We start from the raw sequence: 18,299 nt of genomic DNA on the forward strand, positions 1-18,299 counted from the left end.
AATTGGAATAAAAAATGATGAGAATTTGATGTTGTTTATGAAAAATAATTAATTTGGAATTATTTAAAATTAATTTATTACTTTTTTTTATGTTATAAAAAAAATAATTTTATCACTAATCTTTTGATTTGTAGTTTTTGTTGTTGCTTATATAAATATAAGTTCATTAAAAAAATAATTTTTAAAATTTAATAATAAAAATTTAATGATAGAAAAATATGAAATACCAACACCAGATTATATAAATATTATAAGTAAAGAGCTTAATTTAGAAAATTGACAAGTCCAAACTGTGATTGAGCTTACATCTCAATGAGCAACAGTTCCATTTATTTCTCGTTATAGGAAGGAACAAACTTGAAATTTAGATGAAAATCAAATAAGATCTATTTTGGAAATTCAAAAATTTCAAGAAAATATAAATAAAACAAAACAAACTGCAATAAATTGAATTGCTGAACAAAATAAATTAACTGAAGAGCTTTTATCAAATATACTTGCTTGCAAAACTTTGAAAGAAGTAGAAGAAATATATAAACCTTATAAATCAAAAAGAAAAACAAAAGCTATGATTGCAATAGAAAAATGATTTCAAATAGTGGCAGACAATATTAAATTAAATAAATTAATAATACCAAATGAACTTTTGGAAAAATATAGTCAAGAAGAAATATTGGAATGAGCAGTACAAATAATATGAGCAGAAATAACAGCAAATTTAAGTATTAGACATTTTGTTTTGGATGAATTAAAAAAATATTGAATTATAAAATCTAATAAAAAGTCTGATAAAATGCTTGAAAAACTTAATGAAAAAAATAAAAAACAAATATATAAATTTGAAATATATTTTGAATTTGAAACAAAAATAAAAGATATAAAAGCTTATCAAGTATTGGCACTAAATAGATGAGAAAAATTATGAATTTTGAATGTTAAAGTAATTAAAGATATTGTAATTCAAGAAAAAACTTTTTCATATTATTTAGATATTTTATGATTAAAAGAAAATAAAATAAATGAATTTTTGGAATGATTTAAAATATGATTTGATTCATTATATTCATCTATTGATAGTCAGATAAGAAGTGAATTGAATGAATTTGCAGAAAATGAATCAATACAAACTTTTCAAAATAATCTTTCCAATTTACTTATGACAAAACCACAGTATTGACAAAAAATATTAGCTATTGATCCTTGATTTAAAGCAGGTTGTAAAATTGTTTTATTAGATGAATTATGAAATCCATTAAAATTTGATAAAATTTTCTTAAATCAAACAGAATCCTCAAAAGATAAAATTAAAAATTTAGTAGAAGAGTTTTGAATAGATGTAATTGTAATATGAAATTGAACATGAACACAAGAAATACAACAAATAGTTTCTGAAATTTTTGATAAAGAAATTTATATAGTAAATGAATCTTGAGCATCAGTTTATTCTGTGTCAGATATAGCTATAGAAGAATTTCCCGATTTAAATGATTTGGATAGATGAACAATTTCTATAGCTAGAAGATATATAGATCCACTTTCTGAGTTGGTAAAAGTTCCAGTATGAAGTATATGAGTTTGACTTTATCAACATGATTTAGCCAAAAAAAAACTTGAAGAAAAACTTTGATATGTAGTAGAAGATAGTGTAAATAAAGTATGAATAAATGTAAATACAGCAAGTATTTATTTATTAAATCATATATCATGAATTGACAAAAAACAAGCAAAAAAAATATATAAAAATAGACCTTATAAAAATAGAAAAAATTTGGAAAAAATATTGTCATCAAAAGTTTATGAACAAGCAATATGATTTTTGAGAGTCCCTAAAAGTGATGAAGAACTTGATCAAACTGATATACATCCTGAACAATATGAACTTGCAAAATATATTATCAAAAATAATAAAAATAAACTTGATGAAAAAATGAAAGAAATATATCCAAGTGTAAATCAAATAACTATTGATTTTATATTAAATTCTTACAAAAATATTGCCAAAGATCCTAGAGAAAATTTTGCACATACCAAAATAAATAAATCAATAAATATAGATGAATTAAAAGAATGAGATATTTTGGAATGATTGGTAAGAAATGTAGTTGCTTTTGGTGCTTTTGTTGATATTTGATTAAAAAATGATTGATTAGTACATATATCACATCTATCAAATGAATTTGTAAAAGATCCTATGGATATAGTAAAAGTATGAGATAAAGTTAAAGTTAAAGTTATAAAAATTGATTTGGAATCTTGAAAAATTAATTTAAGTATGAAAGACTTATAATTTTTTATATATTAAATTACTTCTCTTTATTATCTTTCAAAAGTTTTTTTCAAAAAAATACAATTTTAAATATAATAAGAATTTTTACAATATCCAAAATATAATAAGAATTTTACAAATTTAAGTTTATTATTTCTTTTATTAATATTTTGATATAAAAAATTTATAATATAATTTTTAATAATATTAGCAAAGATAGAATCTTATAATTTTATTATAAGTTTTTTTATTAATCTATGGAGTGCATAAATTGTATTTTTTTTGAAAGATATTTAATATTTAAATTTTCAATTTTTGATTGATTAATTAATATTAAGTTTTTTATATTTGACATAAAAAAAAATGAATATATAATAATATATTATTTTATATTAAAAATAAAAATAAAAATGATTTCATATAAAGAAATAAATTATATAATTGATTTATTTAGAGAAGTTGAAAGTTCAATATCAGAAATTGATTTTTTTGATTGTAAATCAAATAATAATTTTTTATATAGTTTTTTGTATATTATAAATTTTAGACAATTTATTATAAATAAAATTTATGAAAATAAAAATATGAGATTTTATTTAAATGTTTTTAATTTTCAAAAAAATTTTAATAGTTTAGACGATATTGAAAATATTATTAAAAATAACAATATATTTGAAATTGATTTTGATAAAAATAATTTACATAAAATATATTCAAAAAATTTAGTAACTATAAGTTTTTTTATTAGATATTTAGAAAATAATAATATATTAAACTTAAATAATTTATTTTTAAAAAAACTATCTTTTTATGAATTTGAAAAATTTAAAAAAAATAAAATAATAAATTATAAAAATCCTATATATGATTTTTATAAAAATAAATTTCTATGGAAAAATAATTTTGATAAATTTTTTGATGAAAAATATGAAGAAGTAAAAATTGAATATAAAGATAAACTTAAAAATAAAAAAGATATATGATATACTGAATATAAATTGATGCGACTTTATAATTATAATATACTTTATAAATCTTATCAAAGTATAAATAATTTTAATTTTATAAAATATTTTATAGCAAAATATATATTTGATATATGAAATTATTTTAAATATAATTCAAATCAAATTAAATTTTTGTATTTATTTCATTTTTGTAAAAATTATGAACAATATAAAAAATTTCATAGTTTGTTTTATAAAAAAATCTCTCAAAAAAAAATTGATTTATATCTAATTTGATTTTTTTCTTTTGTGTGAATATTTACTGCTTATTTTATAAATTTTAATATTTGATTTTTTGTTTTCTTAATAATTTTTGTTGTAATAATTATAGGAATATATTCATATAAAAGAAATTTTTTATCAATTTTGCCTACAATAAGAGCTATTTGTTTATGATGAATATTAATTTCTGTAATTTATTTTTGATACGAAATAAATATAAATTTTAGTAAAGATAGTTTATTAAATATGACTGTAAATATATTGTCTTGAAAAAATAAATAATTTTTTGCTTACAAAGATGAGTTTAATATTGTTGACACAATAAAAAAAGCTTGATCTTGTATTTTTTAAAAAAATCATTATAATGAAATTTATAATTTATTTTTTGTAATTATTTTTTTATAACTAAATATTCATAATATATAATGAATGAGAATTTTAATAAAAAAATATTCATAATATCAGGTCCTTCTGGTGTATGAAAAACTACTATTTGAAATTATGTAATAGATGCAGATGATCTTGATTTTGAAAAAATTATTACTACTACAACTAGGGAGCCAAGAGCAGATGAATTTTATTGAATACATTATTATTTTGTTGATGATGAAAAATTTAAAAGACAGATTGAAGCTTGAAAATTTATTGAATATGCATTAGTTCATTGAAAATATTATGGTTCTACATATGAAGAATTAGATAGAATTTTTTCAGATTGAAAAATTCCTTTTTATATAGTAGATCATCAATGAGCAGTTTTTCTAAAAGAAAAATTATCAAAAGAATATATTGTAAAATTGATTTTATTAGTTCCACCAAATGAAGATGAATTAATAAATAGATTAAAACAAAGATGAACTGAATCTGAAGAGGAAATAAAAATAAGATTACAAGATTCTAAAAAACAATTACAATACAAGGATGTTTATGATTATCAAATTGTCAATAATGATTTGGAAGATGCTATTGAAAAATTTATTAAAATAATTAATAATGATTAGTTAGTTTTAATAAATTAAATTTTTTTATTTTGATGGAGTTCAAAAAATATATAATAGTTTGAGTTTTATGATTGTTGTTGACTTTATGATTATGAATTTTTGTTTTTAAAGAACATTATGAATCAAATAAATTAAATGATTCAAATTTTTCTTATATTCCATCAAATTTTTCACAAGTATTTCATATAAACTTTGATGATAATCTATATTGATTCTTGGATGAAGCACCTGATGATATTTATGGTAGTCAAAATATTGTTGAAATATCTGATGGTTTAAATAGTGTTACTGCATATCAATGATCTTTGGATTGAAGTGATATATCGTTTATGATTTTTGATGTGCAAGATGATTTTGATTTTCAAAATTTATTAGATTCATGATTTTTGTATAAAGATTGAGATTATGTTTATGAAAATATATCTAATAATAAATATATATATATAAAAGAATCTTTACTTGATTTGTTTTTGAATTATACTTGAAAAAGTATGGATGATTTAAGTTCATTGTCTTCGTATATTCAAGATTTAAAAAGTTCCAAAAAAAATATTTGACTTTTTTCAGAACCTAATGTAGAAAGTATTACTCAAACTAATTTTAATTCTATATTTCCTTATTTGGATGATTTGGGTTATACTATATCTACTGCTAGACTTTCAAATAAAGATTTTGATTGATCAATCTCAGTTCTTTTTGATGAAAATATTGATCTTTTTCAAGATTATGAATTTGAATCTAAATATTCAGATAATTTGTTGGAAGATACTATAGCTTATCTTGAAGTTTGATCAATAACTGATTTGATATGAACTGATTCTATATGAGTTGATCTTAAAACATTAATAATGTCTATTGAATTATCACTTGAAGAATATTTTTGAGATTTATGATTATGACTTACTGATTCAAATTATTCTGATTTGTGAAAGTCTTTATCCTCAAATATTTGATTAGTTGTAAATAAATGAAATAATGAAATGGGTGTATGAGCTAGGATTATATTTGATGATATTTGAGTGTATAATGTTTTGGATGTATTTTTTCCATTTATTGTTCAATTTATTGAAGATTTAGATATTGAGTGAGAAATTTCAAAATTTACTTGAGATAACGAATTTTGAATTAATTTCAATATACCTTATGTTTGATTAGTTGCTTTGGAGTCAAATATTATTGTATCTAATGATTGAGAAAGGACATATATAGATATATTGGAGCCCAAATTGGATTCTGAATCAATAGATTTTGATTATAATAAATCTTCTATTTTATCTTATTATTTAAATTTATCAAATTTGTTTGATATAATGTATCCTGTTGGGTGATTCCAAGAATTCTGATTTACTAAAGAACAATTTGAATTTTTTCAAGATAAAAAAGTATTTTGAAATTTAGATATTGATTGAAATAAAATAATATTTAATTTTAATTTAAAAAATTAATATGGCTATATATTTAAATACTATATTAAAAAATTATTTAATTTTTTGATTTGCTCTGGCAATATTTGTAGTATTATTATTTAATAGTATTTTTAATACTGAATTTGTTGATTTTTTAACTTTTTTTTATGGAGATATATTGTTTTGAGATAAATCTAATCAAATAAATTTAATGGATTTTTTTAAAATATTGTTAATACTTATTATTGAAATAAGTTTAATTGGTTCTTTTTTTAGTTTTATAATAAAAAAATTATTTAATTAAAAATATGAAAATTCGCATTAAAGTTAATTTATTTTCAAAAAAAGATTTGATTTTATATCAATGAAAAGATATTTTTGGATTAGATTATTATATAGTGTATACTAAATCTAAACCTATATGATGACAAGCAAATAAATCAATTATTAACTTAATATCTAAATATTTTGATAAAAATAAATCTGATGTCTTTATTAAATCTTGATTTAAATCAAAAGAAAAAATCATTGAAATAAAATAAATTAATATTATAATGCATATATAATTATTTATATTACTTAAATATTGATTTATGAAAATACTAACTACTTTTGTTGTTGCATTTATTATTTGATATTTGTTTTGAGCATATTCATCATTTAGTATATTGGTTGATTTTACTTCTGAAACAGCAAAAAATTTATTTGATGAATCCATACAAGAATTATATACTTGAGATAATCAATTAGTAGATTGAGATTTTGATGTAAATATTTCATCTTATTTGGATCAACAAAAAGAAAAATTAATAAATAATTTTAATGAAGAAGTTGCAAAAGCTAAAGAAAATTTATATAGTCAGCTTAGAAATTATTTGCAATCCAAAATTGATGAATTGTTTACAAGTTCTGAAAATTAAATAATATTTTATATAATAACTTTAAATTAACCTTATGTTATACATAATATTGTGAATTGTTTTGTTAATTATGATACTTATTATATTTTTATATAATATATGGAAAGATGAGGATTTGTTGGATAATAATGAATCTGGTACTCAAGATGAATTTGTTGAAAAATTAAAAAATAGTTCTATTGATAAAAAAATATTTTTTGATGGTTTAAAAAATTTAGATATAAAAAATGAAACTGTAATATCTTTAAAAAATGAAATAAATAAATCTATAGTTGGTATGGATGAATTTATTAATTCTATTTTGATTAATGTATTTACATGATGACATTTATTAGTTGAATGACCTCCATGATTGGCAAAGACCAAAACAATAACAAGTATATCTAAAATTATGAGTTTTAGTTCAAAAAGAATTCAATTTACTCCTGATATGCTCCCCGCTGATATTATGTGAGTAGAAATTTTTAATACGAAAACTAATGATTTTGAAATAAAAAAATGACCTGTATTTACAAATATTTTGTTGGCTGATGAGATAAATAGAACTACTCCCAAAGTTCAATCGGCATTATTGGAATCTATGCAAGAAAAACAAGTTAGTATTTGATGAGAAACATTTAATTTGCCTTATCCATTTTTTGTTCTTGCAACACAAAATCCTATTGAGCAAGAATGAACTTATCAACTTCCAGAAGCTCAATTAGATAGATTTTTGATGAAAGTTATAGTTGATTATCCAAATATAAAAGATGAAAATAATGTATTGAATGTATTAGAAAACGAAAATAATATATCTTTACAAAAAATAATAAGTATATGAGATTTTGAAGAAATAAAATCAGAAATTGAGGATATAGTTATTAGTGATGATATAAAAGATTATATTGTAAGATTAGTGAATTCAACTAGAAAAAAGGACGAAAGAGTATTGTATGGTGCTAGTCCTAGATGATCAATATCACTTATGAATGCATCAAAAACACTCGCTTATATTTTATGAAGAGATTATGTTATTCATGAAGATATTCAAAAATTAGCATTATTAGTTTTGAGACACAGGGTAATTCTTACTTATGATGCCATAGTTGATGGACTTAATGTTGATGATGTTGTTTGTGATATGTTAAGTAAAGTTAGTTTGGAATAATTTATAATTTCAGTGTTTCAAGATTAAAACAATAATTTTTTATTGTTTTTTTGTTTTTATATATTACATAAATTTTATAATATTATTATAAAAAATTTAAATATTTTTTCTTGATTTTATTCATTATAAATAATAACTTCCTAATTAAGATATAGCAATATTTAATATTATTTTTATTTATGAAGTTGAATTTAATATTATTTGTATATAAAATATATTTAAATTTTTGCAAAAAAAATAATTATATATATAATATACTTATAATATTTTCCTTAAGAAATATTTATTTAAATAAATTAAAATAATAATTATATTATGAATAATTATGAAAAAAAACAAAAAATTATTGAAATTTTGGAAAAAGATGAAGATAAAAAGATTTATAATTTTTTTGTAAAAAATATTGATAAAATATCAGATGAAGATATTGATGATATATATACATCTTTTACTACGGATGATAAAAATAAAATAAATGAAATTATAAAAAAAGATAATGAAAAGCTTAGTGAATTAATCTTAAAATTGGAAGAAATAGATACAAAAATAATAAAAAAAATATTACAACATAAAGAAGAAAACGAATCTCAAGAAGATATGGAAAATATTGAAAATTTATTTGATAAAATATAAACATAAAATGACAATAGATAATTTTTCAGAAAATACTAGAAAAGCGGATGAATTTTTGGATAATTTGGAAACAGAAACTAAAGATTCTATAAGTGAATCATTAAAGGTTGAAACAGAACATGCAATACCAGATATTGATTATGAAATAGAATTATATAAAAATGCATATAAAAAATTATCAGAGATGGAACAGAAATTTTGAGAAGCATTATGAGACTATTCTTTTGATCATTATGATTGAGAATTAGATACTAAATATAGTTATACTGAATTTGAAAAACTTGCAAGAGGTTTAAGACAAGAATTAATAGATTTACAAAATACTAAAGAAGATATAGGTTTTCTTGAATATAAAGCTTCTGTAATATGAAGAAAAACATGATTGTATAAAAATCCTTTAAATTTTGATTATCTTTTATCAGAAAAACTTGGTAAAGAAACTAAACAAGAAAAACTATTTAATAAGATGGTTGATAAGTTGTTAGATGTTGAACGAGAAGTAAAAAACCATATAGTTAAAAGTTTAGAAACAGATTGAAAGTTGCCTGAAAGAGAAACAAAAATTAATTCGGATATTGAAAATTTAGAGTTTGAGACAGATTTATGAAGAATAAAATTTTCAGAAATTGAAGATTATGAACCTGAAACAACTACAGAAAAAATTGATTTATGGCGAAGTCAAAGAGAATATTTTGAATGACCTGATTTAGTTATTGATTTGGGGCTTGATAAAGATGAAAATGAATCTAATATTGATGCAACAGATATTAATGAATTTACTGATTTACTTGTAAACTTATTGGAAGAGAATCCAAATGTTTTGAAAGAGCTTGAAATACAAGATATTTATAATTTGTCTCCAAAAGAAGCTATTTTACTTTCATCAAAAATAGTTAAAGATAAATTAGAATTTTCTCTAACTAAAAGTTCTATTGATAAAAATGTAAATAATGATTGATTATTAAGACAATTTATTTGACTAATTAATACAGATTGGATAAGTGATTATAAATTAAATGAAAGTGTTCTATCAAAATTACCACAAGAAATGCAAGATGAAATTAGAGAAAATCCTAAAGAAGCATACAAAAAATATTCTTCTGAGATAGATCAAGTATCTATGAACGAACTTTTTGAATCAAATAGTGAAGTAAGTTCCAAAAATTATTCACAAGCTGTAAAATTAGTTTTTGATATACTTAAAGAAATGCAAGATCCAGATACAACACAATTGAAAAATACTTACTGTAAACAACATACAATAGATCTTTGAGAATTTGATGATTCAGAAATTGTTAGTAGTAGTTGGAATACTTTTTATACAATATCACCACATTATAGAAGTAATGTTGATGTAGTAATAATTGATGCAGCACATGCAGATTCTTGATTAGAACTTGATTGAAAAATTTCTTATTCTGAAGATAAATTTTTATTTAATTTAATTAATTTGGAAAAACAAGGTCTAATTTCAAAAGAAGAAAAAATTTATCAATTGGAATATTGGGCAAAATATAATGAAAATCGACAAACTCCTTTATACAAAAGTGTTTGTTCTTATATCGCAAATTATTATAAAGAAATATGAGAAACATATAAATATTTGAAATGGATGTGATATACAGATACTGAAAAAGAATATAATATATAAAAAAATTTAATTTTAATAATTTAAATTTATAAAATAATGTATAGGCAATCTAATTTATTTTTGGAAAAAATTATAAAAGAAAATATTAATAATTTATGAAAAATAAATTGAATATCTATAATTATAGTTTCTCATATTTTGCCAGATAAATTAGATTTTATACAAATATTATCAAAATATTTCAAAATTGAGTTTATAATTCCTAAACCTAAATCAATAGATAAAAATACTTTTGATAAACTTAAAAATGAATTTGATATTTTACAAATAACGAGAGATGAAATATATAAAAATCAAGAAATTATTTTTGAGAAAATAAAAAATATACAAAATAAAATAATCATCATAGATATATGATGATATTTTTCAAAAATAATAAAAAAATTAGAAGAAAAATTTAATAATAAAATTATATGAATAATTGAAGACACTGAAAATTGACATCAAAAATATGAAAAAATAATAAAAAATATTTCAATTCCTATAATATCGGTAGCAAGAAGTGTTTTGAAAAATTGAGAAGATTTTTTAATATGACAATCTATAGTTTTTTCTACAGATTATGTTTTGAGATTAAATAATATTTTATTGCATAATAAATATGCTGGTATAATTTGATTTTGAAAAATATGAAAAAGTATTGCAATTGATCTAAAATGAAAAAATATTCAATTATGAATTAATGATATAAATCCATATAAATGAATAGAAGTATTAACTTATTGATATAATTTTTTGAGTAAAGAAGAATTATTTACAAAATCAGACATTATATTTTTGGCAACATGAAATTATTGACTTAAATGAGAAGATTTTGAAAATCTAAAAAATAATGTTATTTTGGCATCCGTTACCTCATCAGATGATGAAATAAATATAAATTATTTAATAGAAAATTTTGAAACTAAAATTATAAACGAATATACAACAAAATATACAAAAAATTGAAAAAATATTTATTTATTATATTGATGAAATGCAATAAATTTTATAAATAATGCTGTAGTTTGAGAATTTATATATTTAGTACAAGCAGAAATTATTCATATAATATTTAAATTATACAAAAAAAATTGATTAAATAATGAAAATAATTCTATATATAGTATAGAAAATAACGAAAAAATATATATTCCTCAACTTTGGCTAAAATATTTTATATAAAGTAATATATTATCTTGAAGATAATTCATAAAGAAACAGAAAATTTACTATACAAAGATGAAAGATTAAAATATTTTCTCTTAAAAAATATTCTGTATAATTTTTATTTTGATATATTATGTTTGTCATTAAATTACATTTTAATATTGTTTATTACATATTACTTATTAAATTTTTATAGGAATTATATAATAAAAATAATAAAAATAATAAAAATCTTCTTTAAAAATAGTTTTATTTCTTTATATATATTTTTATTTATTTTTTTATTTAAAAAATGTTTTTTAGTAAAAAATATATTTTATATCTTCGTTTATTGAGACCTATTTTTCATATACTTTTGATACTTTTATCGTTTTGGATAGTTTATAATATTAGATTTTATGATTTTGTAGAAAATATTTTTCTTGATTTGCCAGATATTATATTTAATGAAACTTTAATATTTACATTAATTTCATCTTTTTTATTTATTTTAATTTGATTTTTATTTTCTATTTATGAAATATTTAAACCTATACATTGATATTATAAAGAATTTTTAAAAATTCGATTTTTTTGGATGATTATAATATCTTTTATAGCTTATTTGTGACAATGATTTATTTTTCCTAACGGTATTTCTAGATTTATACTTTTAATTGGATGATTTTTTTCATTATTATTTATTACTATTTTTGATATATTATTAAATAATATTAATTCTTATTTGGAAAGAAAAAATCCTTATAAACTTTTATTTATATATTCTACAGAAAGTTTTTATAAAAAAATATTTAATAGTTTTAGTGATTACAAAATTTATGATATTACTTGAATTTATGTAGATGATTTATTAGATTTAAATAAAGAAATTAAAAAATATGATATATTTGTTACTGTAGGTAATTTTGATAAAAATTTTTTACAAAATTTAATGGATATAATAAGACTTTATAATAAACAATTTTATCATATATCAGAAAATTTTTTCTTGGAAGATTTAGTATATTCATCTTCTAGAATTGGTCCAGTTTTGGCATATGAACAAAAACCTTCTCCATTGGATTGATGGTTCAAAGTAACTAAAAGAATTACAGATATATTATTTTCTATATTGTTTATAACAATTTTTTCTTGGCTTTATATATTAATATCAATTTTTATCTTTATTAAAGATTGAAGACCTATTTTTTATAAATCCGAAAGAATAGCTAGATGATGAAGAAAATTTTTTATGTATAAGTTTAGAACTATGATAAAAGATGCTGATAAACAAAAACAAAAATTAATAAAACAAAACGAAAGAAAATGACCATTATTTAAAATAAGTAATGATCCTAGAATTCCTAAATGGTGAAAAATATTGAGAAAAACTTCTTTAGACGAAATACCACAATTTCTTAATGTAATAAAATGAGATATGTCAGTAGTAGGACCTAGACCTCATTTGGATTTTGAAGTTGAAAAATATGAAAAATGGCAAAAAAGACTTTTGAGTGTTAAACCTTGAATTACTTGATATGCTCAAATATTTGGAAGAGATAATTTAGATTTTGACGAAGAAGCGAAATTAGATCTTTATTATATTCAAAATTGGTCATTATTTTTGGATGTTTTTGTTATTATTAGCACTATTAAAGTTGTTTTTTCTGGTAGGTAATAAAAATTATTTGATCTATACTGAAATAATTAAATAAAATAAAAAATCAAATTTTAAATAAGTTTTGACAAAAAAAATAAATTACTTGAATATAAGTATAATTTTATTATAATCATATTTATAATTTTAGTTATTTATTAATAATTTTTTTATGGTAAATTTGGAAGATATAAAATTGCCTCCTAATAATTTAGAAGCTGAAAAATGAGTATTATGATCAATCATTTTGGACAATGATGTTATGTATATACTTGATAGTTTCGTTATGACTGAAAATGATTTTTATCAAAGACAACATAAAGATATATATTCTTGTATATTAGAACTACATTGAGAAAATAAAACTATTGATATAGTTACAATTTCAAATCAACTTACAAAAAATCAAAAATTGGAAGATTGTGGTGGTATTGATTATTTATATGAATTATCTAGTAGTATTATTAGTCCTACCGTAGCATGAGATTATGCAAAAATTGTTAAAGATAAATCTATTTTGAGATGAATATTAAAAACTACTCAAATTATTTCTTGAGAAGTTTATGAAGAAAAAGATACATCTGAAATTCTTGATAATATAGAAAAACAAATTTTTAATCTTACACAGATAAAAACAAGCAATAGTTTACAACATATTAAAGATATATTAAATAGAAGAATTGAAGATTATATGGAAATAGTAGATGATCCTGATAAAATAAATAGAAATAAAGTTTTGTCTATGTATAATTATTTGGATAAACTTTTGTGATGATTTAAACCTTGAGAATTACATATATTAGCTGCTAGACCTAGTATGTGAAAAACATCTTTTGCTATTAATTTGTTAGTAAATGCGGCTATTAAACAAAATAAATCTGTAGCACTATTTTCTTTGGAAATGTGAAATGAACAAATTGTTGATAGAATTCTTTCGGCAGTTGCTGATATACCGATTTATAAAATACATAAATGACAACTTGATGAAGAAGATTTTGCAAATATTTGAGAAGCTATGGAAAAAATTTGACAAGTAAATATTTTTTTGGATGATAAATGATGAGCTAGTATTCCAGAAATTAAATCAAAACTTAGAAGATTAAAAATAGAAAAATGAGCTTTGGATATGGTAATTATAGATTATTTGCAACTTATGAGTAGTGCTTGATCTAAATTTGCATGAAATAGAGTGCAAGAAATATCTGAAATATCAAGATGATTAAAAGAAATGGCAAGAGAACTTGAAATACCAATTATGGCATTATCTCAATTATCTCGTGCTGTAGAACAAAGACCTGATAAAAAACCACAATTATCTGATCTTAGAGAATCTTGAGCTATAGAACAAGATGCAGATGCAGTAATGATGCTTTTTAGAGAAGAATACTACGATCCTGATACTGATAGACCATGAACTGCCGATGTATTGTTGAGAAAAAATAGAAACTGACCTACATGAGAAGTTGAATTAAGTTTTGTTAATGAAATAATGAAATTTTATGATAAAGTTCCAGAACAAGAAGACTAAAAAATTTAATTTATTATATTATTTAAATAATTATGTTAGTAGTAGATATTGAAACAACTTGACTTGATACAGAAAAATGTAGTATACTTAGTATATGAGCTTTATGTCTTGAACAAATAAATAATACATTTTATTGAGAATGTAAAATTTGGGATTGAGCTGATATATATGAAGAATGACTTGCGATAAATTGATTTACTAAAGAAAATATTAAAGATTCTAAAAAACAAAATGAATGAGAATTAATTTTCAAATTTTTGAAATGGCTTGATCAATTTGATAATAAAATTATAGCTTGACAACATCCTATGGCTTTAGATATTCCTATATTGAAATCTGCTTGCAAAAGAGCAAATATTGATTATAAGTTTTCTCATAAAACTATAGATTTACATTCTTTGGCATATTGATATTTTTTGAATAAATGAATACAAATTCCATTGAAAGAAGATTGAACTAGTGATATTAGTTTGGATTATATTGCAAAATATTTTGATTTATGAGAAGAACCAAAACCACATAATGCACTTAATGGTGCCAAATATGAAGCAGAATGTTTTGGTCAAATTATTTATAATAAAAAACTTTGAATAATTTAAAATAATAAATTATGTATATTTTTACTTTTAATTTGTATTTTTCTTTTGATAAAATTGTTTATTTACAAACTTCAACAAAATTATCTATAGGTGATTTAATATATATTAAATGATCTTATGCAATAGTTTTATGAGATAATATTTCTTTTAAAGAATTATATTATAAATATAATTTATCTTATGAAACTGTAGAAATTATATATAAAAATTTTTTGAATAAAAATTCAATCAAATTAATAAATTATATAGTATTGGAGTATTTTTCTACATTTAGAAAAGTTATTCCATTGTTTGTTCCAGATAATAATATAGATAAATTATTAAAAAATAAATTAAAAATTAAATCAATTAAACTAAATTCATTAGATATTATTGACAACAAAATATCTATTTCAAAAGAAATAAATAAAGAAAAAAAAATCTTTATTTTTCCAAATGTTTGGTCTGCATACAATATTATAAATAATAATAAAATTATTGAAAATTATTGAATATATTATTGATCTACTAGTATTTTGTCAAAATCAAAATTATTTTGGGAAATATCAATGAATAAAAAATTAGATTTATTATGTACTCATTCTCAAATATTTCAGAATTGGTCAAATTTAAAAAAAATATATATATTTAATCCACATACTTGGTATTACAAAACTCAACAAGAACCGAGATATAATATATGTAATATTATTGAATATATGTCAAAATTATATAAAAATGATTTAATATATATAAATGATCTTCGTTTATTTTAAATTGAAAATTATTGAAATTATGATAAAATTTATACTAGATTTTTTAATATTTCCTTTTAAAAAAAATAAAGAAAATAATAAATTCAATGAACTTATTGTTTTTCTTTTTAGAAAATATCCTGCATATTTATGGAAAAATATTAGTTTTTCAAAAATTTTATGGAAAATCATAGCATTACCAATTTTTATATTATATATTATATTCAAAAAATAATTTAGATCTTTTAAATTAAGAGAAAGCTCTTTTATTTAAAGATAATCTTACAAATAAAAAAATTGGGATATAATATTTATGATTATTAAAAATAATAAATGTTGATTATATTCTGATACATAATTACAAAAAATCTGTTTAATCTAGAATTATAGATTTTACTGATAATTGCAAAATTTTGAGATAATTTTTTTAGTTTAAATTAGTATAATTTTTTGTTTTAAAAAATTTTGAAATAAAAAACAATATCTTGTTGAAATAATATATTGAATTATTAATAATATTTATTATATACAAATATATAATTAATTATTTTTATTTAATAAATTAAAAAATATGTTAAAATTAGATTTATCTGAAAAATATTTTACAAGTCATGACAATAAAGATATCTATTACAAATCTTGGACAAATAATGAAAATAAAAAAGCTATAATATTGATACATAGAGGACATGAACATTCTTGAAGAATAGCACATTTGGTAGATGAGTTAAATACAAAAGATACAAATTTTTTTGCATGGGATGCTAGATGAAACTGAAAAACTGAATGAAAAAGATGATACAGTCCAGATTTTTCTTATTTAGTAAAAGATTTAGATTATTTTGTAAAACATATTACAAAAGAATATTGAATTGAAGAAAAGAATATAATATTGATAGCACAAAGTGTTTGAGCTGTAGTAGCTTCTACTTGGTTGCATGATTATGCACCCAAAATAAAATGTGCAGTATTGGCATCTCCTGCTTTCAATGTAAACCTAATAATTCCATGACTTAAACATATTCTTAAATTATGGCAAAAAATAAGATGAAATTATACTGTAAAATCTTATGTAAAATGAAAAGATTTAACTCATGATATAGAAAGAAGTAAATCTTATGATACTGATCCTTTAATATCTTTAGATATTTCATCAAATATTTTATTGGAATTATATGAAAATTCTGATAGGGTAATAAAAGATGCATCGGCTATAAATATTCCAGTACTTTTATTAACTTCATGAGATGATAAAGTAGTTTTTAAGAAAGAACAAAAAATATTTTTTGATAATTTATCGTCCTCAAATAAAGAACATCATATATTAGAATGATTTTATCATGATACATTATGAGAAAAAGATAGACATATTGCTATGAAATTAATAGAAGATTTTATTGAAAAATTAGAATCTTGAGATAATGAAAATAATAATATAAATTTATTTGATTCATACAAAAAATGATATACTTATGATGAATTTATAAAATTATCAAAACCTTTAAATAAATTTTCATTAAAAAATATTAATTTTGCTACAACAAAATTTTTTATGAGAACATTATGAAAATCTTTATCAAAAGGTATAAACATAGCAGAAAAAACATGATATGATTCCTGATCTACACTTGATTATGTATACAAAAATCAAGCAGAATGAAAACTTTTTATATGAAAAATATTAGATAAATCATATTTAAATAGTATTTGATGGAAATGAATTAGAAAAAGAAGGGAAAATTTGGAAAAAGCTATAAATATAGTAATTAATAAATTAGAAGAAAATAAAAAATCTATTAAAATAATGGATATAGCAGCATGACATTGAAGATATATATTAAATTCTATTTTGCCATATAAAGATACAATAAATTCTGTTATACTTAGAGATTATAGTGATATAAATGTTGAATGATGAAAAAAATTAATACAAGAGAAAAGTTTAGAAAATATAGTTAATTTCAAAAAAGCAGATGCATTTGATAAAAAAAGTATATCTGATGAAAAAAATATAACTCTATGAATTGTTTCCTGATTATATGAATTATTTACAGATAATAATATGATAAATTCATCTTTGGAATGATTGTATAATGCAATAGAAAAAGATTGATATTTAATATATACAAATCAACCTTGGCATCCACAAATTGAATTTATTGCTAGAGTTTTAACAAGTCATAGACAATCTCAAAATTGGGTTATGAGAAGAAGAACACAAGCTGAAATGGATAGTTTAGTTGAAAATGTATGATTCAAAAAAATTGATCAATTTATTGATAAATGGTGAATTTTTACAGTTTCTATCGCAAAAAAAATATAAAATATATTTATATAATTTAAATAAATTATGAAATATAAATTAGAAATTATATCTATAATAATGAAAACAATTAGTTT

General features: G+C 19.8%; 15 protein-coding genes. All 15 read left to right on the top strand.

Annotation, left to right across the window (positions count from 1 at the left end; translation table 25 throughout):
- Positions 1-205: 205 nt before the first annotated feature.
- The 15 genes from VAMP_RS06915 (at position 206) to VAMP_RS06925 (ending at position 18,222) form a co-directional block, all read left to right on the top strand.
- A complete protein-coding gene (locus VAMP_RS06915) occupies positions 206-2,287 on the top strand; it encodes a Tex-like N-terminal domain-containing protein (RefSeq protein ID WP_213348417.1) in 2,082 nt (693 codons plus the stop codon).
- Positions 2,288-2,676: 389 nt separating this feature from the next.
- Positions 2,677-3,777, top strand: a complete 1,101-nt coding sequence (locus tag VAMP_RS01335) for a hypothetical protein (protein WP_213348419.1) — start codon at positions 2,677-2,679, stop codon at positions 3,775-3,777.
- 143 nt (positions 3,778-3,920) lie between these two features.
- Entirely contained in the window at positions 3,921-4,496 is a 576-nt protein-coding gene (gmk, locus tag VAMP_RS01340; RefSeq protein WP_213348421.1) for a guanylate kinase, read from the top strand.
- Between the two features lie 32 nt (positions 4,497-4,528).
- Positions 4,529-5,941 carry a hypothetical protein gene (locus VAMP_RS01345; protein WP_213348423.1) on the top strand — a complete coding sequence of 471 codons (1,413 nt, stop codon included), beginning with the start codon at positions 4,529-4,531 and terminating at the stop codon, positions 5,939-5,941.
- Between the two features lie 269 nt (positions 5,942-6,210).
- A complete protein-coding gene (locus VAMP_RS01350) occupies positions 6,211-6,444 on the top strand; it encodes a DUF167 domain-containing protein (protein WP_213348425.1) in 234 nt (77 codons plus the stop codon).
- Between the two features lie 51 nt (positions 6,445-6,495).
- A complete protein-coding gene (locus VAMP_RS01355; RefSeq protein WP_213348428.1) occupies positions 6,496-6,822 on the top strand; it encodes a hypothetical protein in 327 nt (108 codons plus the stop codon).
- A 34-nt stretch (positions 6,823-6,856) separates the two neighbouring features.
- Positions 6,857-7,969: an AAA family ATPase gene (locus VAMP_RS06920; RefSeq protein WP_338032120.1), complete on the top strand. Its 1,113-nt coding sequence runs from the start codon at positions 6,857-6,859 to the stop codon at positions 7,967-7,969.
- 315 nt (positions 7,970-8,284) lie between these two features.
- Positions 8,285-8,602, top strand: coding sequence for a hypothetical protein (locus VAMP_RS01365; protein WP_213348430.1), 318 nt, complete (start codon positions 8,285-8,287; stop codon positions 8,600-8,602).
- A gap of 7 nt (positions 8,603-8,609) precedes the next feature.
- Positions 8,610-10,253, top strand: a complete 1,644-nt coding sequence (locus VAMP_RS01370; RefSeq protein ID WP_213348432.1) for a hypothetical protein — start codon at positions 8,610-8,612, stop codon at positions 10,251-10,253.
- A 36-nt stretch (positions 10,254-10,289) separates the two neighbouring features.
- Positions 10,290-11,417 (top strand): adenosylhomocysteinase, encoded by a 1,128-nt coding sequence (locus tag VAMP_RS01375; RefSeq protein ID WP_213348434.1) that lies wholly within the window; start codon positions 10,290-10,292, stop codon positions 11,415-11,417.
- Positions 11,418-11,694: 277 nt separating this feature from the next.
- A complete protein-coding gene (locus tag VAMP_RS01380; RefSeq protein WP_213348436.1) occupies positions 11,695-13,059 on the top strand; it encodes a sugar transferase in 1,365 nt (454 codons plus the stop codon).
- 151 nt (positions 13,060-13,210) lie between these two features.
- Positions 13,211-14,566 (top strand): replicative DNA helicase, encoded by a 1,356-nt coding sequence (dnaB, locus tag VAMP_RS01385; protein WP_213348438.1) that lies wholly within the window; start codon positions 13,211-13,213, stop codon positions 14,564-14,566.
- Positions 14,567-14,598: 32 nt separating this feature from the next.
- Positions 14,599-15,165: a 3'-5' exonuclease gene (locus tag VAMP_RS01390; RefSeq protein WP_213348440.1), complete on the top strand. Its 567-nt coding sequence runs from the start codon at positions 14,599-14,601 to the stop codon at positions 15,163-15,165.
- Between the two features lie 11 nt (positions 15,166-15,176).
- On the top strand, positions 15,177-15,920 hold the full coding sequence (locus VAMP_RS01395) for a hypothetical protein (RefSeq protein WP_213348442.1): 744 nt from the start codon (positions 15,177-15,179) through the stop codon (positions 15,918-15,920).
- Between the two features lie 550 nt (positions 15,921-16,470).
- Positions 16,471-18,222 (top strand): bifunctional alpha/beta hydrolase/class I SAM-dependent methyltransferase, encoded by a 1,752-nt coding sequence (locus tag VAMP_RS06925; RefSeq protein WP_213348444.1) that lies wholly within the window; start codon positions 16,471-16,473, stop codon positions 18,220-18,222.
- Positions 18,223-18,299 lie beyond the last annotated feature (77 nt).

Source organism: Candidatus Vampirococcus lugosii, from assembly GCF_018420025.1.
GTDB lineage: Bacteria > Patescibacteriota > Gracilibacteria > Absconditabacterales > Absconditicoccaceae > Vampirococcus > Vampirococcus lugosii.